The organism is Sharpea porci (assembly GCF_009695655.1).
Classification (GTDB): Bacteria; Bacillota_I; Bacilli_A; order Erysipelotrichales; family Coprobacillaceae; genus Sharpea; species Sharpea porci.
In genome coordinates, this window is the sequence record NZ_VUNM01000009.1 from 58,445 (window position 1) to 79,842 (window position 21,398).

Annotated in this window: 20 protein-coding genes; 4 read left to right on the top strand and 16 right to left on the bottom strand. The window is 36.2% G+C overall.

Translation table 11 applies throughout. The annotated features are described in order from the left end of the window. Positions 1-3 precede the first annotated feature (3 nt). From FYJ79_RS05825 to FYJ79_RS05880, 11 genes are all read right to left on the bottom strand, one after another. Positions 4-672, bottom strand: coding sequence for a hypothetical protein (locus FYJ79_RS05825; protein ID WP_154515340.1), 669 nt, complete (start codon positions 670-672; stop codon positions 4-6). After that, on the bottom strand, positions 665-1,267 hold the full coding sequence (locus tag FYJ79_RS05830) for a hydrolase (RefSeq protein WP_154515342.1): 603 nt from the start codon (positions 1,265-1,267) through the stop codon (positions 665-667). Before FYJ79_RS05830 ends, FYJ79_RS05825 begins: the two co-directional genes overlap by 8 nt. A gap of 59 nt (positions 1,268-1,326) precedes the next feature. Continuing rightward, a complete protein-coding gene (locus FYJ79_RS05835) occupies positions 1,327-2,388 on the bottom strand; it encodes a hypothetical protein (RefSeq protein ID WP_154515344.1) in 1,062 nt (353 codons plus the stop codon). An 83-nt stretch (positions 2,389-2,471) separates the two neighbouring features. Continuing rightward, on the bottom strand, positions 2,472-3,065 hold the full coding sequence (locus FYJ79_RS05840) for a hypothetical protein (RefSeq protein WP_154515346.1): 594 nt from the start codon (positions 3,063-3,065) through the stop codon (positions 2,472-2,474). Positions 3,066-3,074: 9 nt separating this feature from the next. After that, positions 3,075-3,566 (bottom strand): phosphatase PAP2 family protein, encoded by a 492-nt coding sequence (locus FYJ79_RS05845; RefSeq protein ID WP_154515348.1) that lies wholly within the window; start codon positions 3,564-3,566, stop codon positions 3,075-3,077. Between the two features lie 96 nt (positions 3,567-3,662). Beyond that, positions 3,663-7,118, bottom strand: coding sequence for an EAL domain-containing protein (locus tag FYJ79_RS05850; RefSeq protein ID WP_154515350.1), 3,456 nt, complete (start codon positions 7,116-7,118; stop codon positions 3,663-3,665). Between the two features lie 403 nt (positions 7,119-7,521). After that, complete coding sequence (locus tag FYJ79_RS05860) at positions 7,522-7,716, bottom strand: hypothetical protein (RefSeq protein WP_154515354.1); 195 nt, start codon at positions 7,714-7,716, stop codon at positions 7,522-7,524. After that, on the bottom strand, positions 7,713-8,204 hold the full coding sequence (locus FYJ79_RS05865) for an NUDIX domain-containing protein (RefSeq protein ID WP_229771342.1): 492 nt from the start codon (positions 8,202-8,204) through the stop codon (positions 7,713-7,715). The genes FYJ79_RS05860 and FYJ79_RS05865 overlap by 4 nt, the downstream gene beginning before the upstream one ends. Continuing rightward, positions 8,188-9,036 (bottom strand): DUF975 family protein, encoded by an 849-nt coding sequence (locus FYJ79_RS05870; RefSeq protein WP_154515356.1) that lies wholly within the window; start codon positions 9,034-9,036, stop codon positions 8,188-8,190. Before FYJ79_RS05870 ends, FYJ79_RS05865 begins: the two co-directional genes overlap by 17 nt. Before the next feature lie 56 nt (positions 9,037-9,092). Continuing rightward, positions 9,093-10,235 (bottom strand): hypothetical protein, encoded by a 1,143-nt coding sequence (locus tag FYJ79_RS05875; protein ID WP_154515358.1) that lies wholly within the window; start codon positions 10,233-10,235, stop codon positions 9,093-9,095. Continuing rightward, positions 10,222-11,640, bottom strand: a complete 1,419-nt coding sequence (locus FYJ79_RS05880) for an amidophosphoribosyltransferase (protein WP_154515360.1) — start codon at positions 11,638-11,640, stop codon at positions 10,222-10,224. Before FYJ79_RS05880 ends, FYJ79_RS05875 begins: the two co-directional genes overlap by 14 nt. A 285-nt stretch (positions 11,641-11,925) precedes the next feature. Between FYJ79_RS05880 and FYJ79_RS05885 the strand changes: the two genes are divergently transcribed. Genes FYJ79_RS05885 through FYJ79_RS05895 form a run of 3 tightly spaced genes read left to right on the top strand, consistent with a single transcriptional unit; the run spans position 11,926 to position 15,423 of the window. Continuing rightward, positions 11,926-13,359 (top strand): amino acid permease, encoded by a 1,434-nt coding sequence (locus FYJ79_RS05885; RefSeq protein ID WP_154515362.1) that lies wholly within the window; start codon positions 11,926-11,928, stop codon positions 13,357-13,359. Between the two features lie 55 nt (positions 13,360-13,414). After that, positions 13,415-14,740: a M18 family aminopeptidase gene (locus tag FYJ79_RS05890; RefSeq protein WP_154515364.1), complete on the top strand. Its 1,326-nt coding sequence runs from the start codon at positions 13,415-13,417 to the stop codon at positions 14,738-14,740. Between the two features lie 56 nt (positions 14,741-14,796). Continuing rightward, complete coding sequence (locus tag FYJ79_RS05895) at positions 14,797-15,423, top strand: hypothetical protein (protein WP_154515366.1); 627 nt, start codon at positions 14,797-14,799, stop codon at positions 15,421-15,423. A gap of 60 nt (positions 15,424-15,483) precedes the next feature. Here the strand turns inward: FYJ79_RS05895 and FYJ79_RS12700 are convergent, their stop codons facing one another. Both FYJ79_RS12700 and FYJ79_RS05905 read right to left on the bottom strand, forming a co-directional pair. Then, complete coding sequence (locus FYJ79_RS12700) at positions 15,484-15,852, bottom strand: DUF6465 family protein (protein ID WP_268233737.1); 369 nt, start codon at positions 15,850-15,852, stop codon at positions 15,484-15,486. Between the two features lie 261 nt (positions 15,853-16,113). Continuing rightward, entirely contained in the window at positions 16,114-16,932 is an 819-nt protein-coding gene (locus tag FYJ79_RS05905; RefSeq protein ID WP_154515368.1) for a MetQ/NlpA family ABC transporter substrate-binding protein, read from the bottom strand. Positions 16,933-17,266: 334 nt separating this feature from the next. Here FYJ79_RS05905 and FYJ79_RS05910 point away from each other — a divergent pair, with 334 nt between their 5' ends. Next, positions 17,267-18,418: an AI-2E family transporter gene (locus FYJ79_RS05910; RefSeq protein ID WP_154515370.1), complete on the top strand. Its 1,152-nt coding sequence runs from the start codon at positions 17,267-17,269 to the stop codon at positions 18,416-18,418. A gap of 29 nt (positions 18,419-18,447) precedes the next feature. On the opposite strand, the gene FYJ79_RS05915 is transcribed toward FYJ79_RS05910, so the two are convergent. The 3 genes from FYJ79_RS05915 to pckA all read right to left on the bottom strand — a co-directional run bounded on the left by FYJ79_RS05915 (position 18,448) and on the right by pckA (position 20,796). After that, positions 18,448-18,606 carry an SEL1-like repeat protein gene (locus FYJ79_RS05915; RefSeq protein ID WP_154515372.1) on the bottom strand — a complete coding sequence of 53 codons (159 nt, stop codon included), beginning with the start codon at positions 18,604-18,606 and terminating at the stop codon, positions 18,448-18,450. Positions 18,607-18,630: 24 nt separating this feature from the next. Next, positions 18,631-18,840, bottom strand: coding sequence for an SEL1-like repeat protein (locus tag FYJ79_RS05920; RefSeq protein ID WP_195837026.1), 210 nt, complete (start codon positions 18,838-18,840; stop codon positions 18,631-18,633). Between the two features lie 360 nt (positions 18,841-19,200). Then, positions 19,201-20,796 (bottom strand): phosphoenolpyruvate carboxykinase (ATP), encoded by a 1,596-nt coding sequence (gene pckA / locus FYJ79_RS05925; protein WP_154515376.1) that lies wholly within the window; start codon positions 20,794-20,796, stop codon positions 19,201-19,203. Positions 20,797-21,398: the final 602 nt, after the last annotated feature.

The following is a 21,398-nucleotide window of genomic DNA, read 5'->3' on the forward strand; positions in this document are numbered from 1 at the left end:
GAATTATTCGGGAGTGCCTTTTGCGATTGCCTGGATCTCTTTATAGATTGACTGGGCTTCTAAGCCTAAGTCTTCTAAAAAAGCTGTTTTGGCAATAACTGGCTGATTCTTATATTTATTTGTCAGGCTAAGGATATGCAGATAGTCCTTGAAACTATGCTTAGTAAAGGTTGTGAGGGAATGTATTTTTTGAAGTTCTTCATCTCGGGCTTCTTTGACAATCATTTGTTTGATGAAGTCCCCTTCAAATAGATAGGTTGTTTCGACAAAATGATCATGATCCTCATTCAAGACAATATAGCATGGATGTCCATCACGTTCTTCATAGCGCAAAGAAAGATAGGAAGCTATAATGCCTTCATTCACCTGATCAATAATATATTTCTTACGACTCGTTAAAGAGCGTGCTGGATTGGAAAGACGTACATACTGATTATCTTTGACACCAAATATAATACAATCACTATTACTCCTTACAACAAGCTCTGGTGCATCAGCTGACACATTATAGCCATAATAAATAGTATGCAAGCCTGCTTTATTCAAATAATCTTCCTCATAATAGACAGTCTTTTCACTGCCCTTTTGATGAACAATATGCAACAGGGCATATTGAATGGTTCTAGCATTGTAATTAATTGCCCGTCTATAACATTTCTCTACATCATTCATCCTTTATCTCCTCATGCTTCTTGATTTGTTCTAAAAAATAGGTGGCTTCCATATCTGCTGTTGACAAAGCCAAAGCTAATGGAAACATTTCAAAAGCCTTCCCTACCTGATTAGGAGGTTCACTAGATGAAAAGCCCATATGATAACGTATCGCAAAAGCTTCTTCACGAGTTAAACGCATATAACCTGATATCATATAAACACTTTTTTCACCATGCCCATAGGGTAATGGATCATCAAAAACATATGTTGGTACTTGTTGCCATACACCATCAATCTTCTTATTGCGCATTTCTGTCTTATAGACATCACACTTACAAAGATCATGGAGCAGACTGACAATCGCAATCGATTCTTCACTATAAGCAAGTTCGTAAATATCTTGTACACGACGACGCTCTAAATAATCACATAAACAGTCATAAACCTGCAAACTATGCTCAACGAGGCCTCCTTTATATGCCCCATGAAAGCGTGTTGAAGCTGGGGCGGTAAAGAAATCACTCTGATTCTCAAGAAAATGCAAGAGCTTTTCACTACCAGGACGTTTGATTTTTTCTTTATAGATCTTAAGAAATCTTAATTTATCATTCATTTGAATCACCTATTGCCATTATACACAAGCGCAAGAAAAAAAGACAAGGTTTCCCTTGTCTAGTGGCTATTGAGTTTGAGGACAGAATAATTGACATCCCCATTCTTTCGGATAATCTTCTCTTGGGCACTCATGGAATCTTCTAGGAAAGAGATTTCTTTGATTTCTGCTTCACGAAGCGTATCATTCTCATCCCAGTCTTTCATGATTCTTACAACAATCTCTTTAGGTGAGGCTTTCGCATGATAATATTTCTTGATTTCCTGGATCACTTTGACAATCTTTTGCTTATTAAAGAGCTCACTGCTACTCGTGACATGAAATTCATAGCTGTCGATCACGCCAATATCAACATAGACTCTCTCACCATAGAAATCATGCAAGAAGTTCATCAATTTCTTTGGGGACAGATGATCAAATAATGAATCAATATAATTCACAGCCGGCATGAGATCTTCGGTAGAATGAGCAATATGATAGAGGGCCATGGCTGTTAGGGTCTCGTAGTGATCAATAATATTAAAACGCTGGTTAATTGTATTAAGCAAGGTCTTAAGACGATCAGCTAAACGGTTATCAAGCGTCTTCTTCACCATGCTTTCACGCCAATAAACTAAAATAGCTGATAATGCATAGATAATAATAAGCTTTTCTTCATCGCCATCAAAATCATAACCATCAAGCTCATTAATCAACAGATCAATACATTGAGAAATATCTACTGCAACTTCTTTCATTTCCATCATTGGCTCATCACGATAGAAATAAAGGATATCAAAGATATCAAAGAGAATGAAGAGCTGATCCACATAGTGTTCTACACCAATAATCTGACAATAGCTATGATGAGTAAGTGCATCAATGTGCTTTCTTAAGGCATAAAGCAGTTTTTTATCATAACTTCCCCCTAAGACATTGATTGGTTCTTCTTCAATTCTCTTTAGTAAACGGGGTTTGGTTTCTTGGGCAATAAGATGTATATTTCTCAGCATTTTCTGATAGCTTTCACCATCCATTTTTACAATTTCATCCCCACTATCAGGTATACATTTCAACAATTCATAGTAAGAACGGTGGGTTGGATCATTTTCTAATTGTAAATTCCTTTCAATTGTCTCCATATCTCTCACTTCCTTCTTACCCTCATTATATATCTTTGCTTCCACTGGTCATACAAAAATCACAGGAGTCAAAAAAATTCACGTCAAAGCGTGAATTCTAATGTCCCTTCTTGAATATCATGCGTCAGCTTTCTTAATAAATCTTCAAGATTTAAAGAAAAGGCCTCAATCTTATAAAGCACTTGATTATATTGGAGTAATTGATGATGTCGATACATGCATTGATTGATTTGTGTTGCTTCGACAATTTGACCGTCAGCTTCGACAAGATAGTAGCCATCGGATTGACTCTGACTTACAAGCAAGACTTGCTGATCATGATGTCCCCATTCTTCATCCTTGCGTTCATAAAGAATACATGTGAAGTCCATGACTTCTAAGCAGCCAGGTATCAAGAGCTGCTCATGGATATCAATGGGCGAAAGACCTTGGTCATTTAAGCGCAGGCGAATAGGACGATAGGCAAGATAATAGGCTTTTTCACGCCCTTCTAGATAGCTTGCATCGGCACCTAAAAAGCGACTTAAGTCAACAGCATCCTGATGGCTCAGTTCTTGTTTATGGGCAAGAATAGCGGCCAGATGCTCCTCTCTTAGCCCTGCACGCATGCATAATTCTGCAAGCGAATAATGATTTTCTTCCATTAAATAGCTTATACGTTCACTTACTGTAGCCATAAATCCTCCTTAAATCCATAATAATAATCCACATCCTATACCAATTAACATTCCTGCCACCACATCTTTAATAAAATGCACCCCACCAACAACACGTATATAACCTTCAATAACAGTCATCAAAAGCAAGATTATTCCTAAAAAGGCATTTTGATAGAAATAGCACATTGCAATCATCGCCGAGGAAAAGACATGCCTGCTTGGGAAGGAATGTCCATGTGTCTCTTTATATATAAGTGGTTTAATGCAATAACATTCATATGGACGTGGACTGTTGAGAATATGGCGAAATAAAGAAAGCCCAACAAATGATAGACCTGGTATGAATATATTCTTCATTAGACTATGACGATTAGTGACAAAAAGAAAGATCAATAAGGCAGGATAGGCTAAATACATGATTGCTGTTAAGAGTTTATTTAAGAGAAGAAGGCCTTGCCTTCTTCTCTTATCCAAATAGGGTTGGGTAATACTTTGATAGAATGATTCATAATCTTTCATACTTGACTCCTTAGATATTTCCAAAAAAGAAGTCTGTTCGACTTCTTTAAATATGTGTATTGAGCTTCAAAAGACAATCAAGTGCTAATATACGGTCTAAGGCCGTAAACGTGAAGCAATAAGAGATTTTAAAAGTAGAATGTCATTTGTCTCACTATACATTGCTTCAGCATGTGATGTATAGATGGTTATTGGTATGCCTTGGCATATCTTTACATCATTGAGCTTTGTACAGATTTGATGGCCAAGTTCTTTTAATGTATCCATCTCTGTAGCATGCATGACAATGACAAATGTATCTTCTTTACTGTGGGCAATCATGCCACGATAACGGACAACAGACTTGATGATTTGTGTGATTTTGCGCAATAATGCATTTTCGAATTTATCGCCAAAATAGTGCGAGATATGTGTAAAATTATGCAGAGAAATCAGAATCATTCCAAAATCAAGATGACGATAGTTATAAGAGTCTTGATAATCCACTAAGCAAGATTGTAGTCCTACTTCATTAAGTACTTCGGTCACACCATCCTGCAAAGACAGCCGTTTGAGGTTAGAACGCATTTCACTCTCTTCACCGGCATCCACAAAATAGCCAAGCAAACCCACAATTTCTCCCTGTTCATTATAAAGGGGGGCCTTTGAAGCAACAATATCTTTTATCTCCCCATCACATAAACACTTACCAGGGATATTTCTGATCACTTCACCTTTTTGCAGTACACGCTCTTCATCTTCCTTGAATGGATCTGGATTAATATGCCAGCCTATGTCTTCATCCGTCTTGCCAAGAATTTGGTCATCAGATTGAATCTGATAATATTTCTTAAAGACATCATTCACTCCGACAAAGCGTCTCTTTTTGTCTTTCCAGAATATTCCAAAGTGTGAATGATAGACAGCATCAAATAGTGAATAAGAGGAAATGGCTTCTTGTTGAGTAAGAGATGGATAGATTATTCTAATAAAGCGATCTGTATCGACTGTTGTTGTGTTGGCTAAGGTTACAATAAAACGGCGATATTGACTACCATCAATGGGCTTCACACGGAAATAAACCCAGTGATACTCTGAAGCATTCTTATGCAAACGTACCATTGCGCCTATTTGATGGTGTGGTGCTTCTTCTAGACGTCTAGAGATTGTCTGCATATCAAAGAAGTTGCGATAGATTTCTATGTCATCAGGATAGACTTCTTGTTCAATAAATTGATCAAGAACAGCAGAAATTGTTGTACTTTGTTCGAGCTTTTCAAAATGTGAATTCGCATAGAGTGTCTTGACAAGATCTTTATTTAAATCCACAAGATAGACATGTTCATAAAGTGCATAGACTGACTGTAGATTGTTGATTCTTAGCTTTGCCTGCTGATAGATATTGCTGTCACTGACATTTTCTAGACGCACAAGGAATGCAGAAGTCAAACCTTCTTGGCTGATAAAGCGTACAAAGAGACGTACAAGTTTATCATTTTCCATAAAATCGAGCGTTTCAACTTTATGACTTATTCTTGCTTTGTCGGCAATCGCGTAAAACTGTTCATAATTACGGTTAGTGTAATCATTCATGCGTTCTTCAAAAGTATGAAAATTAGTCATTCCTAGTGATTGAATAAATTCCACAAACTTCTCTGATTGACGAATTGCTTTAAATTGTCTCTCTTTCACCTCTATTAAGGCAAGCGCTAATGTTTCATCATTTTCTTTTTCATGAGAGAAATCAAAAGGATTAGCTGAAAGAATATTCACATGACCAATTTGATCAAGATAATAACGTTTTCTCCAAGATTCAAACTTCAAGCCTTTTTCTTTCATGACCTGATTACAAATAGAGGCTTCTATTGGTTTGGAGTAATAATAGCCTTGAATCTTTTCACAGCCAATGGCAGTTAAAAAATCAAGCTGTTCCTTTGTTTCAACACCTTCTGCTAACGTCTGCATTCCTAGCTCTTTTGCCATATTGACAACAGAACGAATAATAGTGCGTGACTGCGGTGTCATTGTTGATAGAAACTTCATATCAATTTTTAATTCATCAAAGGCAAAATCCTTTAAGACATTAAGTGAAGAATAACCTGAGCCAAAATCATCTAGCCAGATCTGATAGCCTGCATTCTTGAACTTTTGCAGTTCTTCGTGCATATTGACAACATTGCTCGAAATAGCTGTTTCCGTAATTTCAAAGTTAATCATATCACGTGGTACTTCATAATATTGCATAATTTCTTCAACTGTTTGAAAACAATCAGTAAGTTCAAAATCAAGACGTGACAGGTTAACGGAAATAGGCACAACATCTTCAAAATGTGAAACACGGTTGCGATAATTCGCACAAATGGCCTTAAGAATATAAAGATCAAGTTTATAAATCTGACGATATTCTTCTAATGCATCCACAAAGACCGCTGGAGAAAGCAAGCCATACTGTGGATCGTCCCAACGTGCCAATGCTTCCATGCCACATACCTCCCCGGTTAATGCACGGATAACTGGCTGCGTATAGACTTTAATATATCCATTGTTGATGGCATGATCGATATTTTCTACAACATATCGTGTATGTTCCAATACCCCAGCAAAGTTAGAATCATAATAACGATAGACACGGGTTGTATTACGAAGCGATTTTCCCACACTTCTCGCCTTATCACAAATCAATAGAATATTATCTTTGGTATTCTCTGTAAAAGGATAAACACCTGCTCTTAAATCAAGATCAACCTTTTGACGATTTTCAAGAATGTAACTTCTTATAAGATCAATTTTCCCTACTTCATCTTCATAACATATCATATAGAACTGATCAGAACCAAAACGTGAGATAAAACGACCAGGAAAGACCTCTCTTAGCTTTTTCGCAAACATACTTAAAAAGGCATTACCTTGGCTATAAGAATAGGTATCATTATAAATCTTAAAATTGACAATATTACAATAAATAACCACACCGGATATTTTATTTTCCCAGATAATACGTGAGGCGAGTTCACAAAACCGTTTTTTATTCAACAGTCCAGTAATCTCATCTTTCTCATCCTGATAGAATCGTTCGACATGACTGGCATCAATGGGAATAGTCTTGATGTAATTTACACCTACAGGTTGGTTATCTGTTGCTTGAGAGGCTGCTTTTAAAGCATATTCATACATAGCCTGGACTTCATTCTCATTGACAGCCTTGCCAAAACAATAGCCACATTGAAATGACATACTGGTATGGTGAGTCTCTGTTTCCCAATCACGGACAGATTTATACCACGTTTCATATGTTTGCATATTACTTTGATAGATATTTTCGCTCGTGATTCTCGCGATAACCGCAAATATATCATCATCCATCCGATAGACATTATCAATTCCAAAAAAGTATTGGAGTGATCGTACAAAGAATCGAAATAGATCTTTACCCAAAGCCTCTCCATCAACTACCCTGATGACAAAAAGGGTCAAATCATTATTAATAAAATGAAAACGATCATGCATAAACATCTTTTGTTTTTTTGCCTGGGACTGAGCATCAAACCAATCTTCTATTACTAGGTTTTTCACAAATCATCAACTTCCTTATTTTTATTTTATCCAAACATTCATCACTTCTTTATAATCTTGACAATTTCCTGTTGTCAAGCTGTCCGTCAGCATCAATAGACCTGCATATCTTAATCCCATGTCCATCTTTCCCATCAACGACTTGTTTTAAGCTATATCTCAATATGAATGCTAGTAAAACAAGCTGATATTTTTCACCAAAGCTCTTGATTCGAATATTCACGTGAACACATCATACTCATTTTCACTGTTGATATGAAAAGAGTGGTCGTTGTGATGAAAATCATGAATTGACTATATTGTTACTTAAATATTCTCTAGACCTATTATAATATGATAAAAAACAAATATCACGTATAAGCATAAATGAATTTTAGAAATAAAAAAGCACTTCGAAAGTGCTTTAACGATATTTTTGTTGGATTTCAAGAAAAGTTGTTGTACCCTCGATATAGTCATGAAAGACATCCATGATATCTTTTCCGCGATAAATAGCACAAATGCCACAATTATCACAATCACTGATACATGGAAATGTCTTTACAATATAAGCTTCTCGTTCTTCTCTTGTTGATTCATGGATATCAGGGGGCATCATTTTAACGCATCCCTTACAATATCAGCATGATCAAAAGCAAGATCATCAAAGCTCAGTGTGATAGAACCATGGGTTAACCTTTCCCCCTCAATTTTAAACCAGCATGCTGCACGTGCATCATCACCGGCTTTGACACGAGCTTTTGGAATGATGGCTTTAAAAGCGACAGAAACAACCCAGCCCCGAGGATCACGATGGGGTTTGGAATAAACGCCAACAAGTTCTTCATGAACATCTTTTAATCCTGTTTCTTCATAGAGTTCTCTAGCGGCAGTATTTTCAATAGGTTCATTCTTATTGGCGAAACCACCAGGTAATGCCCACTGACCTATAAAAGGATGATTGCCTCTTTTGACAAGCAATATTTCATGTGTATCCGTGATAATCACATTATCGGCGGTAAGAGATGGTTTAGGATATTTAGAATCATCATATTGCTTAAGATATTCTTCTTCACTTAGTCCATTTTGATCAAGCATTGTCATCATCAACCACTTCCCCTTCTACAACATCTTCATGGCTTTGATCTAAACCTTGTTCATGATTATATATACGCATATAAAAGATTGCGACACCTATCTGATATTCAGCTGAAAAGAAATAGGCCTGAATGAAAGCTGAAGCCACAATGCCCAGGATGACACTTATTGGGCCTAGGAATCCTAATCCCCTTACGATGAATCCATCGACTAATGCCGATAGAATGATCCAAGGTAAATAGGAAAGAAAAAGCTTAATAAGTGACCAGACATGACCATGAATCATATGATAACTATCTTTGATTGCTGCCATTTTTCTTTCGCCTTTTGTTTCTATGACATAACCGGTAAAAGACAATATGATTGTGATATAGAAGGCATATAAAGCAACAGCTAAGATAAGTATGAAATAAATCACCAATGTGCCTGTTGCAAGATTGTCTAGTGATAAACTCACCATCGCCATAATGCTTACCCCCATACTAAGAGACAACGCAAGAACGACGAGTACAGCTGGTAAGAATTCACAAATACTAACCAGGAAATAGGTTGGAAAGAGTTCTTTAAAGCGTCTTAATCCTGTCATGCTGTCTTCTTTTACAGCAAGCTGATTTTCCTGGCCAGTAACCATCTTCAATGATGCGACAACAAGCCCATGGGGCATTGTCAATAAAAGTATTCGTAATAAGAAATCTACTAATGAAGCATCAGTATCTTCGAATAAAGCTGGTAAAGATGTTATGATTGCAATAATAGTTGCTGTATAAATCATAGCTTTATGATTCTTACTTAAAAAATAACGCGCTTCATTCTTTATCGAGTGATAATCTAAATTTAACATGATCTTATTCCCCCTCTTGAGACTATTGTATCATAAGCTTATTCATTGAAAAACGATTAAGCAAGCATTTTCACCCATTGATTAAAGACTTTGGGTAAATCTTTCGCATTTTCCACCATCCGGTCATCTTCTAAAATGAGTTGTTCATGATGATAGTGATGTTGTGTTTGAAGAAATGTCGAGTCAATAGCATGACTGCTCACAGCACAATAAAATGGACCGCCATGAGAATAAGCATTTTTATAGCTCACTTGATAGATGGCATAAAGAATAGCTTGTTTTTGATCATACCATAAAGAATGACGAATAAGACGATAAGTTGTTGTTGAATCAGAAGAATAATGCGCTAAAAGCACATCATCAGCCTTGGTCACAAATGCGGCAATAAGATTTGGTGGTAACGTCGTTATTGTATATGTTGTAATAAGGCCGGATACCTGTACATACTTTATCGTATGATGAATGAAAAGATGGTGCTTTTTAGCGAGCTGTTGATCATAGTGTATTTGTATGGTGACAAGCTCACCATTGCTTAAAGGCTTCTCTATATAGCTATAGGTGAGTGTCTTCGCGAGATCGGGATAGTGTTTTAAGAGATACTGATGCTCAATAGACGCAATCTCACCGGCACCATTTTTGCCTGTAAAAGTTACTTTGAGATCTTTCGCTAACAAGAGACCGATATGATGATTCATGGTGTTGATAAGAAATAATAAGAGACAAAAAACAAATACAGAAATCAATATATGCTTCACATAAGAAAGCTTCAAAAGCTTCACAAAAAGACTTTTTAAGCCCACAAGAATATGAATAAACATAAGAAAAGCAGTCAAGTAAAGAAAAGGCATAGCCTTGATGATATGCCCTCTTGCTTGATTGCCAATTTCACCAGTGACAATAGAGTGGTAGTGTTGATATTGCACGGCAATGAATAGAAGTAAAAATAAACTAAAGAGTGATAAAACAATATGTAGAAAGAATGTCAGTGTCTGTTGTCTTTGACAAAAACAATAGATATCATAACAAGCCTGCCCTATCAACGAGATGAGTAATAAGCTATATATGATTGAAATGAAGTAAAAAGTTTTCTGTAAATGAACAAGGGCATAGCTTGTCATAAGTCTTTGTATCAATAATATAAGAATAAGTAAAATCAGGCCTTGCAGAAAAGTCATCAATCTTGTTTTATTCTTTTCCATTCCAACAATATGTACAAAGTTTGTGAGGATCAATACCTGTTGCTTCCAACAAGTCATCGAGACGGTTATAACGTAATGTTGTGAAATGTTGTTGTTCTTTAATCATGTCAACCATCTTGTGATAGCGTGATGAATCTGGATTACAATAATCATAGAGAACATCGAGAGCTACATCTTCACCCTCTTCTTTTTGAATCATTCTTCGTGCAATAAGTTCCATTTCGCTATTGCTGCGCGAGAAATTCAAATATTTACAGCCAAACATGATTGGTGGACAAGCTGGTCGTACATGAACTTCCTTTGCCCCACTCGCATAGAGAAATTCAACTGTTTCTCTAAGCTGTGTACCTCTGACAATGGAATCATCAATAAGCAGAAGGCGTTTGTTTTCGATTAATTCATGAACGGGGATGAGTTTCATTTTCGCAATCATATCACGTTTCGATTGGATTGTTGGCATGAAAGAGCGTGGCCATGTAGGTGTATATTTGATAAATGGTCTTGAGAAAGGAATATTTGAGGTATTGGCATAACCAATGGCATGGGCCGTTCCACTATCCGGTACCCCAGCAACAGTATCAATTTCAACAGGTTCTTCACGATCTCGCAAAGCAAGCTTTTCCCCGCAGCGATAACGCATTTCTTCGACTGAGACACCTTCATAACGACTTGCAGGATATCCATAATAAACCCATAAGAATGTACAGATACGCATATGATTACCTGGTGAGACAAGCGTTTTTATGCCGTCTGCAGTCATTATGGCAATCTCTCCTGGACCGAGTTCCTTATAATTCTGATAGCCTAAATTCAAATAGGCAAAAGCTTCAAATGAAGCACAATAACCATCTTCCTTTTTTCCTATGACTAATGGGGTACGGCCATAACGATCTCTAGAAAGATAAATACCCGCATGTGTTAATAATAGGATAGTCATCGAACCCTCAATAGCTTCTTGCGCATACTGCAATCCCTCAATTAAATTTTCACGTGAATTAATCAAAGCAGCTACTATCTCTACTGTATTGATTTCCGAACCACTCTGGGCAAGAAAATGCATATGACTATGTTTTAAAAGACGATCCAATATATCTTGTTGATTATTGATTTTCCCCACACAGCTAATCGCATATGTCCCATGATGGGAACGCACAATCAATGGCTGAGGATCATAATCAGATATACAGCCTATTCCCATATATCCTGCCATATCATTAATATCAGCAGAAAACTTTGTACGAAATGGTGCATTCTCGATATTATGAATAGAACGCATAAAGCCTGCCTTTTCGCTATAGACAGCTAAACCGGCCCTTCTTGTTCCTAAATGAGAATGATAATCTGTCCCAAAAAATAAATCAAACACACAATCATCATGACTTGCAGTCGCAAAAAATCCACCCATATAAACGTCTCCTTTTCTTTCTTTAACTCTATTATATACAATTATTATCTTTCCACCATAAAATATTGAAACGCTTACAAAAAAGTTAATTAACGGCTTGTTGTTGGAGAAAACTTGTGATTTTTTTAATAAATAAAGAAAGAAAGTTTGTTTTTATGAAAGAGAATGTTATAATATCTAGGCACTGTTTGGATTTAGTGCTTTAAATTGTATGAACAATAATACAATTTATTGTTATGGGAGCATTGTTCATACGACGTTCTAGAAAATTTATTGGAGGAATTTATGGAAAACGTTAAAAAAATAACGTGGTATAACCTGGCCTTCATGGCATTCTCGACAGTTTGGGGGTTTGGGAATGTCTTGAATGGCTTTGTATACTTTAATGGTATTCAGGTTATCTTCAGTTGGATTTTGATGTTCGCTCTCTATTTCGTGCCTTATGCACTGATGGTTGGTGAACTCGGATCTGCTTTCAAAGATGCTGGTGGTGGTGTCAGCAGTTGGATTCATGAAACAATGGGTCCTAAATTAGCCTACTATGCAGGTTTTACATACTGGGCTTGTCACATCACTTATATTTCATCAAAAGGTACAGGTGGATTAAAGGCTTTGAGCTGGGTCATCTTTAGAGATGGCAATATTTTAAATAAGCTTGGTACGCTTAATACACAGCTTATTACCCTTGCCTTATTCTTATTCTTCTGTTTTGTTGCCTCACGTGGTTTAACACCACTAAAGGGACTTACAAGAATTGCAGGTACCTCTATGTTTGTCATGTCCTTGCTTTATATTGTCATGATGTTTGCCGCTCCCGCAATCAACCCTCATGCACATTTTGTATCCATGGACTTTACAATGAAGAATTTGATTCCACAATTTGATACCAAATATTTCACTTCATTATCCATCCTGGTCTTTGCGGTAGGTGGCTGTGAAAAGATTTCCCCTTATGTTAACCAGGTAGAAGATAGTGAAAAAGGTTTCCCTAAGGGCATGATTTCACTTGCTATCATGGTCATGGTCTGCGCTATTTTAGGTACTGTTGCCATGGGATTGATGTTTGATCCAAAGGTCATCAATGCTTCACCAAGTAGTTTTAATGCTTATAATGCAAATGGTTCTTACTGGGCTTTCCAGAAGCTTGGTCAGTATTATCATATGGGTGATACCTTAATGATTATTTATGCATTATGTAATGTTGTGGGGCAGTTCTCAACACTCGTACTATCTATTGATGCACCACTTAGAATGTTACTTGAAAATGAACATGCAAAAGAATTCATTCCTCAAAGCTTATTCAAGAAGAATAAATATGGTGCTTATATTAATGGTATCTGGTTAGTTGTCGTACTTTCAGGTTCATTGATCCTTGTTCAGGCTTTTGTCCCAAGTGCTGATGCTGTCTTAATGCAGCTGACAAAGATTAATTCTGTAGCCATGACTTTACGTTATTTATGGGTATTTGCAGCTTATATTGCTTTACGTTCAGCTACAAACTATGCTAAATTTAATCCTAGCTATAGAGCCTTTAAGAATCAGTTCGTGGCAAGATTCTTTGGTATCTGGTGTTTTGCTGTTACAGCTGCATGTGATGTCTTAGGTATGATTGACAAAGATATATTTACAATGGTATTAAAGATTTCTGTACCATTTATTCTCTTCTTATTAGGTTTAATCTTACCAGTCATCGCCAAGAGACAAAAAGTTGAAGCTTAACGCATCTATAATCCCAGAGGCAACTCTGGGATATTTATTTACGGAGGAACTTATTATGGATTTTAAAGATGTATCAAAAGATTTATTAACATTTGTACAACAATCCCCTACTGCTTTTCATGCTGTCAATAACATTGCTCAAAGATTAAAGAAAGAAGGCTTTGAGGAGTTATTAGAAAGTGATCATTGGGATATTCAAAAAGGTAAAAAGTATTTTACTACAAGAAACGACTCATCCATTATCGCATTCAAAGTAGGAAACAATCTTGATCATTATTCATTCAATATTGCTACAGCACATTCTGACAGTCCTACTTATAAGCTTAAAGAAAATATGGAATTACAGGTTGTTAATAACCATTATATGCAGCTTAATACAGAAGGATATGGAGGAATGATTGATAGTACTTGGTTTGATCGTCCTCTTTCTGTTGCTGGTAGAGTCTTAGTCAAAGAAGGAGACAGTTTTGTTTCTAAATTATTCTCTATTGATCGTGATTTATTAATGATCCCTAATGTTGCTATTCATATGAATAGAAAAGTCAATGATGGCTATAGCTACAATAAACAGGTTGATTTATTACCATTATTTGGTGGTGCTGAAACAAAGAGTGGCGATTTCATGAAACTCGTCGCAAAAGAGCTTCATGTTGATGTCAATGACATCTATGGCCATGACCTCTTCCTTTATAACCGTCAGCAGCCAAGCATTTGGGGTGTTCATGAAGAATTTATCTCATCAGGTCATCTAGATGACTTACAGTGTGCTTACAGCGCTATGTCCGCCTTATTAAAAGGCTATAATGATCAATCCATTGACGTCATGGCTATCTTCGACAACGAAGAAGTTGGCAGTGGCACAAAACAAGGTGCTGATTCCACATTCCTCTATGACACACTCACAAGAGTCAATAAGGCTTTAGGTATGAGCAGTGAAGACTATTTAAGAGCTATTGCTTCTAGCTTCATGCTTTCTGCTGATAATGCCCATGCTGTTCATCCAAATCATCCAGAACATACTGATGTCAATAACTGTGTTTATATGAATGAAGGTGTTGTTGTAAAAACACATGCTGGACAGAAATATTGTTCTGATGCCGTTTCTTCAACTATCTTCAAAAACTATGCCAAGAATGCCAATGTGCCATTACAGTATTTTGCGAATCGTTCTGATAAAGCTGGCGGATCTACCCTTGGCAACATTTCCCAGGCTCATGTTTCTTTAAATTCTGTTGATATTGGTCTTCCCCAGTTAGCCATGCATTCATCCTATGAAACTGCAGGTATCAAGGATACTCAATATATGATTGATGTCATGACAGAATTCTACAACAGTCACGTTGAAGCCAACGGCCCTCACAGCTTAAAAGTCACAAAATAAGATAATCACTTTCAATATTTTCTTCAGAATTCTTATATCCAGAAAGGATTTTCTCGATGAATAAAAAAGATCCCCTCTTTATCTCAACAATGGATAAAGCAAAGAAGCTTGATCGTGAGAAATTCAACATCTATATGACCATTCAGGACTATGTCCTTCAGCATTGCGATGACGACTTAAAAGCGAATGTTATGTTATCTCATGCCATTGATGAGCTGAAGGAACACAATATCTCTCCCTCAAATCTCAAGACATATTACCGTCATCTTGAAAAGGATTTTCCCATCAAAAGAGAGATGAAGGAAGAACTGCATCGTTCTCTCAACAATATGTCCGTATCTCTGATCTGGTGTACCATGAGCAGTTTTATTGTTTTGATGTTTATCAAGGAAGTTGTTATGCAGCATTATCTGATTCATCTCTATGTTGATAGTGCGATTGCGATTGTCGCCTTCTATATCATGCTTCACCAGATACATATCCAGCTCAATATCCTCAATATGAATAAAATGACAAAACGACCTTTGATTGTCATGCTTGTTGCAATCATTGCCGGCGTGATTGTCAATATTGTGGCTGGCTTATCAAACAATGGATTGGCGAAATTTGATTTCTCTTTTCTTATTCTTGTTGTTGGAATGTTGACAAGTCGTTCTATTTTCATGAAACAAGCTCAGAAGTAGGTTTTCCTACTTCTTTTTCGTTGTAAAAAAAACACCAGCATAGCTGATGTCCCTCGCGCATTAGAATGAAATAGCGTCGTCATTCTTGATTTCCTTACCTGCTTTGTCAGTAGCAACATAATAAACCGCATTTTCAGCAGGTTTAAAGTAAATATCAAGAGTATCTAATTTATTAAGTACTACTTCTTTAGCCTTTAAGTCTTCCTTAACTGCTTTTTCGATATCTTTGACATCTACGCCGTTAGTACCGAATTGTACCTGAATCTTTGTTTTCATAAGTTTCTCCTCCTTATGTGTTATAGTATAGTTAAATTGGTTGTATTTATCAAGCTTTTTTCCATTGACATCAGGCCAATAAAAAAGGATTTTCCAAATAATATGTCTCCTCCAAGCATACCAAATGGAAAACCCAACGCCCCAATAAAGCATTAGTTCCCCACCACAAGAACTAACACCTGCAAGAATTCTTCTTTCCAGTTTCTAGAAAGCAATATTATTATCGATGCCTCTATCCCTGGGAATTCTTACAAAAGCATTGTAACATATTATGTTGGAAATGTAAAACAGTAGAGTTCATTTTACTGATATAACACTTTATTTAACGCTTTATTAGTTAATATTAAGTGAGTATTTAATAAATTTTATTAGAAAAAAAGACTGAAATCTATTACAGATTCCAGTCACTCTTTTCTATTCTGTATATGGGACAACAGCACCCTTGAATGTATCATTAATATATTTCTGTACTTTAGCAGATTTTAATGCTTTTACTAAAGCCTTTGTCTTAGCTGTCTTTTCATTGCCTTTCTTGACTGCAATGATATTGGCATAAGTACTTGCAGCTGTTGAATCAGTTTTTTCAAATGCGATGGCATCCTTCTTAACATCAAGACCAGCATCTAATGCATAGTTACCATTTAATACGACTAAGGCAACATCAGGTCTTGCTCTTGAAACCTGAGCAGCTTCAAGTTCTCTGAATTTAATATTCTTTGGATTAGAAGTAATATCTTTGACTGTTGCTTTGATATCTTTGCTGTCTTTTAAAGTAATGACACCATTATCAGCTAAAAGTAATAATGCTCTTGCTTCATTTGTTGCATCATTAGGGATAGCAATTTCATCACCATCTTTTAAGTCATTAAGTGATTTCTTTGTACCTGCATAAATACCAAATGGTTCATAATGAATCTTGGCTACAGAAACCAATTTTGTGTTCTTTTCTTTATTAAAGTTATCAAGATATGGCTTATGCTGGAAGTAGTTGGCATCATACTTGCCTTCATCGACAACGACATTAGGCTGTACGTAGTCAGTAAATTCCTTAACTTCTAATGTATAGCCATCTTTCTTTAATTCTTCACCTGCTACCTTTAAAATCTGTGCATGTGGTGTTGGTGATGCAGCGACTGTAATTGTCTTGTCTTCACTCTTTGATGATCCACATCCTGCTAATAATAATGCGAGTGTTGCTGTTCCTACTAATTTAAATAAATGTCTTGTTTTCATATTTTTTGTCCCCTTCTTAAATGAATATATGTTTTTTTACTCTTTGTTTTTATATTGCCCCAACTGGGCATTCGCATTCGTGTCATATATTCACCCCCCTCGTTTTCCCTACCTCTTAGGTATGCTTATATGATAATCAATTTATTTATAAAGTCAACGACAACAATCTACCTATAGATAGAGTTTATAGACATTTTGTTGATTATATCAACATTTTTTACTTATTTACCCATTTTTCTATACTCAATTATAGTCTATCCCTATATCATAATATTTCCCCCTTTATTCCTCTTTAATTTTGATTATGTTATAATATCCCTTACGAGGTGATCGCATGAAAATAAAAAAAGAAATATTAGAAAAAAGATGGGTCCAAATAGCCTTAGGTCTCTCTACAGCCTTGCTTTTTTATCTATGTATAAGCCATATTAATTTATTATTTGTCGGGATCGGCAAACTCTTTCAATTCCTCTCACCTGTATTGATTGGATTGATTATTGCTTATCTGATTGACCCTCTTGTTCTAGTATTTGAAGAAAAAGTTTATAAGAACTTAAATATCAGATATAAACATGTTTTAGCTGTTGTAACAGCTATTGTCATTGTGATTATTGCCTTTATTATCTTGCTTGTTGCCCTTGTGCCACCCATTATTGAAAGCATCATCAACTTAGTCAATAACTTCTCTAATTACAGTCATACTCTGCAGCAATCCTTAAGAGAATTATCGCAGTTTGCGAAGCAGAATAATATTGATATTAGTGGACTGACACATGCTTCTGGTAATATCTTGCAGTCTATTAGTTCCTTATTACCTGATAATTTCAATGGTCTTGGTGATATTGTCAAGAATGCTATTAACTTAGGTGTTGGCTTTATTAACTTCATTATTTCTTTCATCATTGCCATCTACTTCTTGATGGATGCCAAGCATTTACAGCGCGGTCTAGGTCGCCTATTAAGAGCACTGCTAGGTCAAGAACGTTATAAGACAGGACGTGCTTTCTGGATACGTTGTAATCGTATCTTGATTAAGTTTGTGATTACAGATTTACTTGATGGCTTATTGATTGGGGTTGTGAACTTCATTTTCATGAGTATTATGCGTATGCCATTTGTAGCGTTGGTTTCTGTTGTTGTTGGTGTGACAAACCTTGCACCTACTTTTGGTCCCTTTGTGGGCGGATTTATTGGGGCATTCTTGCTTGTATTAATCAATCCTCTTTATGCCTTATGGTTCATTATTTTCACCATTTGCCTACAGTTATGTGATGGCTATGTCATCAAGCCAAAACTCTTTGGTGGTGCATTTGATGTACCTTCAGTCTGGATTTTGGTCTTCATTGTAGTGGGTGGGCGCATGTTTGGTGTCATTGGCATCTTGCTTGCTATTCCTGTTGCGGCAATTGTCACCTTTGTCTATCGGGAAAGTTTCCTGCCCTACCTGGAAAAAAGACAACATGAAAAAGAAAGCATGGATGCTTAGTCCATGCTTTTTCACTTCTTATTATTCAGTTATATCATAGAACGTTCGAGATAGTCGATAGATTGATCCGCATTCATTTCCACACCATATCCAATTTCATAACATCTTGCTAAGAGCGAAAGTGCACGCTCATCATCATACTTTGCTACTTCCTTAATAAGACGAATACCTTCCTTTTCATCTTTCATCCCAAAATGTCCTAACAGATAGATTTATCCAAGTAAAGATATGGCAGTTGTTTCTTTCTTTTTAGCTGCTTTTTGAAGATATGAGATAGCTTTAGGAACATCCCTTTCAACCCCCACACCTTCCAAATAACATTTCGCAATATCAGCTAGATCCATTGGATCTGCTTTTTTTGCTACTTGATCAAAAGCTTTCTCTAAATCAGCGAGGTGTTTTCTCAATATCTTTTTCGACACCTTCCCCCTTTAAATAGATATAAGCCAAGCGTCTCCTAAATCAGCCATCTTCATACTTAAGTCAATAATTGTTTGATCATCATATAATTTATCTATAAAAAAAGCTCAGATCCAGATAATCATCTTCACATAAATACAAATCAGAAATGTCTTTGTTTTCTTTTCACACGATAGGGATTCACCAAGTCATAATCAACAAGGGAAATATGTCGTGTTTCTGTACTTTAGAAAGTCTCTCTTCTTATATTTCAAAAGACTGATCAAATTGAAATGTCATTGTATTCTTCATATATTTATCCCCTAGTATCAATTTTACTATGTATAGTCAAAAAAAGACCACCAGAAGTGGTCTTAATGTCATCATTTATCAAGTGGATGTGGTCCAGCATTTTTAATTTCTTCTGGCATATGAGGATATTTCGCATTGAAATTATCTTCAAACATTTTTGCAAGCTTATCTGCCTGTTTGTCATAAGCAAGGCGATCGGACCATGTTGAGCGTGGATTCATAATATGATGAGGCACTTCAGGACATTCCTGTGGCACAAGAAGATTAAAGCGTTTATCATGACGCATCCGTGCTTTTTCAATATCTCCATTCAAGGCACTCGTTACCATCGCACGTGTATACTGAAGACTCATACGATGACCAATGCCATATGGTCCACCCGTCCATCCAGTGTTAATCAGATAAACACGCACATGCTGTTTTTTAATCTTTTCACCCAGCATTTTTGCATAGACATCCGGTGATAATGGCATAAATGGTTCACCAAACAATGTTGAGAATGTTGGCTGTGGTTCAGTAATGCCGCGTTCAGTACCTGCCACTTTACTCGTAAAGCCTGTCACAAAATGATACATTGCACTATTCTCATCTAGCTTAGAGATAGGTGGCAAGACCCCAAAAGCATCAGCTGTCAAGAAAATAACAACATCGGGTGCAATACCTACCGATGGAATAATCGCATTATCAATATATTCTAGTGGATAAGCAACACGTGTATTCAATGTCAAAGATCCATCAAAATAATCTGGAATACGTGTAACAGGATCAATCACCACATTTTCTACTTCACTACCAAACTTAATAGCATTATAGATATAAGGTTCACCATCCTGTGTGAGATTAATACATTTCGCATAACATCCACCTTCAAAGTTAAAGATATGATTATCACTCCAGCCATGTTCATCATCACCAATCAATAATCTATTTGGATCTGCTGAAAGTGTTGTCTTTCCTGTCCCAGATAAGCCAAAGAATACTGCTGTTCCCCTTGTTTCAGGATTCATATTGGCAGAACAATGCATAGGCAATACATTTTCTTCAATTGGCATAACATAATTCATTACTGTAAAGACAGATTTCTTAATTTCACCACTATATTCCGTACCCGCAATCAGGACCATATGATCACTGAAATTCACTACGACAGCAGCTTCAGAGTGCGTATGATCACGTTCAGGAACACAGCGGAATCCAGGAGCTACCAGGATTGTGAAATCCTGTTCACCATAATCCGCTAATTCTTCTTCACTTGGACGAATCAATAACTGGTGAATAAAGAGATTCTGACAAGCACGTTCATTGACCACCATGAACTTTCTTGTATATTTCTGATCAGCACCAGCCAAGCCCTGGAAAACATACAATTCCTTATCACCTAAATAAGTCATGATTTTCTCTTTCAGGGCAGTATAGTCCTTTTCATTCATTGGGCGGTTAACATCACCCCAGGCAATATCATCATGTACGTCAGGTGTATCAACAATAAATTTATCATCAGGTGAACGACCCGTATATTTACCCGTTTTAATTGAAAGAGCACCTGTATCTGTTAAAACACCCTCTCCTCTTTTGAGTGCTTCTTCGACCAAAGCAGCAGGACCTAGATTATAGTGCACCTTACCTGTATCATTATAAATACCTAACTTCAATAAATTATGATCCATAATATCCTCCTCGTTATATATCTTGTTATTGATTATATCATAATATCAATATATGTACATTATATGAATCATTATTTTATTATAATTAGAATTGTAAACGCATATATTTGTATTTATTAGACTTTTTGTTATATTTTCATCAATTCATCACAAACTAAAACATCTCTATTAAAGGACATGATCTCATTATTAAATTCACAGTCACTTAAACATAATGTTTTACAAATCGTACACAAAAAGAGACTTCTTAAATAGTCTCGTTATCAAAGTTGTGAAAGTAGAAAAGATAATTGATGCGTTGAGTTCTAAACTGAAAAGAAAATTCTGTAAACAAACTGTGGAGTCTGTATGCAACTGATGCATATAATTCCACATTTTTCTAGTTACAACGACATTTCCTATTTTACTTTGCCCCAACAAGTAGCTTTTACACGATTGTCTTATTGATGCTTGAATTTCGATTCTTGAACAGACAAATAGGGTAGACAGGAAATAATATCAATACTGAGATTAATTATTATTTCTGTGCCTCCCGTTGCACCGTACGTACGGATCTCGTATACGGCGCTACATTTATATGATAAATTCAAACTAACTTAGAT

Bases quoted from the DNA above. Each gene is read 5' to 3' on its own strand.
- FYJ79_RS05825 (WP_154515340.1), bottom strand. From the start codon at position 672: ATGAATGATGTAGAGAAATGTTATAGACGGGCAATTAATTACAATGCT.
- FYJ79_RS05830 (WP_154515342.1), bottom strand. From the start codon at position 1,267: ATGAATGATAAATTAAGATTTCTTAAGATCTATAAAGAAAAAATCAAA.
- FYJ79_RS05835 (WP_154515344.1), bottom strand. From the start codon at position 2,388: ATGGAGACAATTGAAAGGAATTTACAATTAGAAAATGATCCAACCCAC.
- FYJ79_RS05840 (WP_154515346.1), bottom strand. From the start codon at position 3,065: ATGGCTACAGTAAGTGAACGTATAAGCTATTTAATGGAAGAAAATCAT.
- FYJ79_RS05845 (WP_154515348.1), bottom strand. From the start codon at position 3,566: ATGAAAGATTATGAATCATTCTATCAAAGTATTACCCAACCCTATTTG.
- FYJ79_RS05860 (WP_154515354.1), bottom strand. From the start codon at position 7,716: ATGATGCCCCCTGATATCCATGAATCAACAAGAGAAGAACGAGAAGCT.
- FYJ79_RS05865 (WP_229771342.1), bottom strand. From the start codon at position 8,204: ATGATGACAATGCTTGATCAAAATGGACTAAGTGAAGAAGAATATCTT.
- FYJ79_RS05870 (WP_154515356.1), bottom strand. From the start codon at position 9,036: ATGTTAAATTTAGATTATCACTCGATAAAGAATGAAGCGCGTTATTTT.
- FYJ79_RS05875 (WP_154515358.1), bottom strand. From the start codon at position 10,235: ATGGAAAAGAATAAAACAAGATTGATGACTTTTCTGCAAGGCCTGATT.
- FYJ79_RS05880 (WP_154515360.1), bottom strand. From the start codon at position 11,640: ATGGGTGGATTTTTTGCGACTGCAAGTCATGATGATTGTGTGTTTGAT.
- FYJ79_RS05885 (WP_154515362.1), top strand. From the start codon at position 11,926: ATGGAAAACGTTAAAAAAATAACGTGGTATAACCTGGCCTTCATGGCA.
- FYJ79_RS05890 (WP_154515364.1), top strand. From the start codon at position 13,415: ATGGATTTTAAAGATGTATCAAAAGATTTATTAACATTTGTACAACAA.
- FYJ79_RS05895 (WP_154515366.1), top strand. From the start codon at position 14,797: ATGAATAAAAAAGATCCCCTCTTTATCTCAACAATGGATAAAGCAAAG.
- FYJ79_RS12700 (WP_268233737.1), bottom strand. From the start codon at position 15,852: ATGCTTTATTGGGGCGTTGGGTTTTCCATTTGGTATGCTTGGAGGAGA.
- FYJ79_RS05905 (WP_154515368.1), bottom strand. From the start codon at position 16,932: ATGAAAACAAGACATTTATTTAAATTAGTAGGAACAGCAACACTCGCA.
- FYJ79_RS05910 (WP_154515370.1), top strand. From the start codon at position 17,267: ATGAAAATAAAAAAAGAAATATTAGAAAAAAGATGGGTCCAAATAGCC.
- FYJ79_RS05915 (WP_154515372.1), bottom strand. From the start codon at position 18,606: ATGAAAGATGAAAAGGAAGGTATTCGTCTTATTAAGGAAGTAGCAAAG.
- pckA (WP_154515376.1), bottom strand. From the start codon at position 20,796: ATGGATCATAATTTATTGAAGTTAGGTATTTATAATGATACAGGTAAG.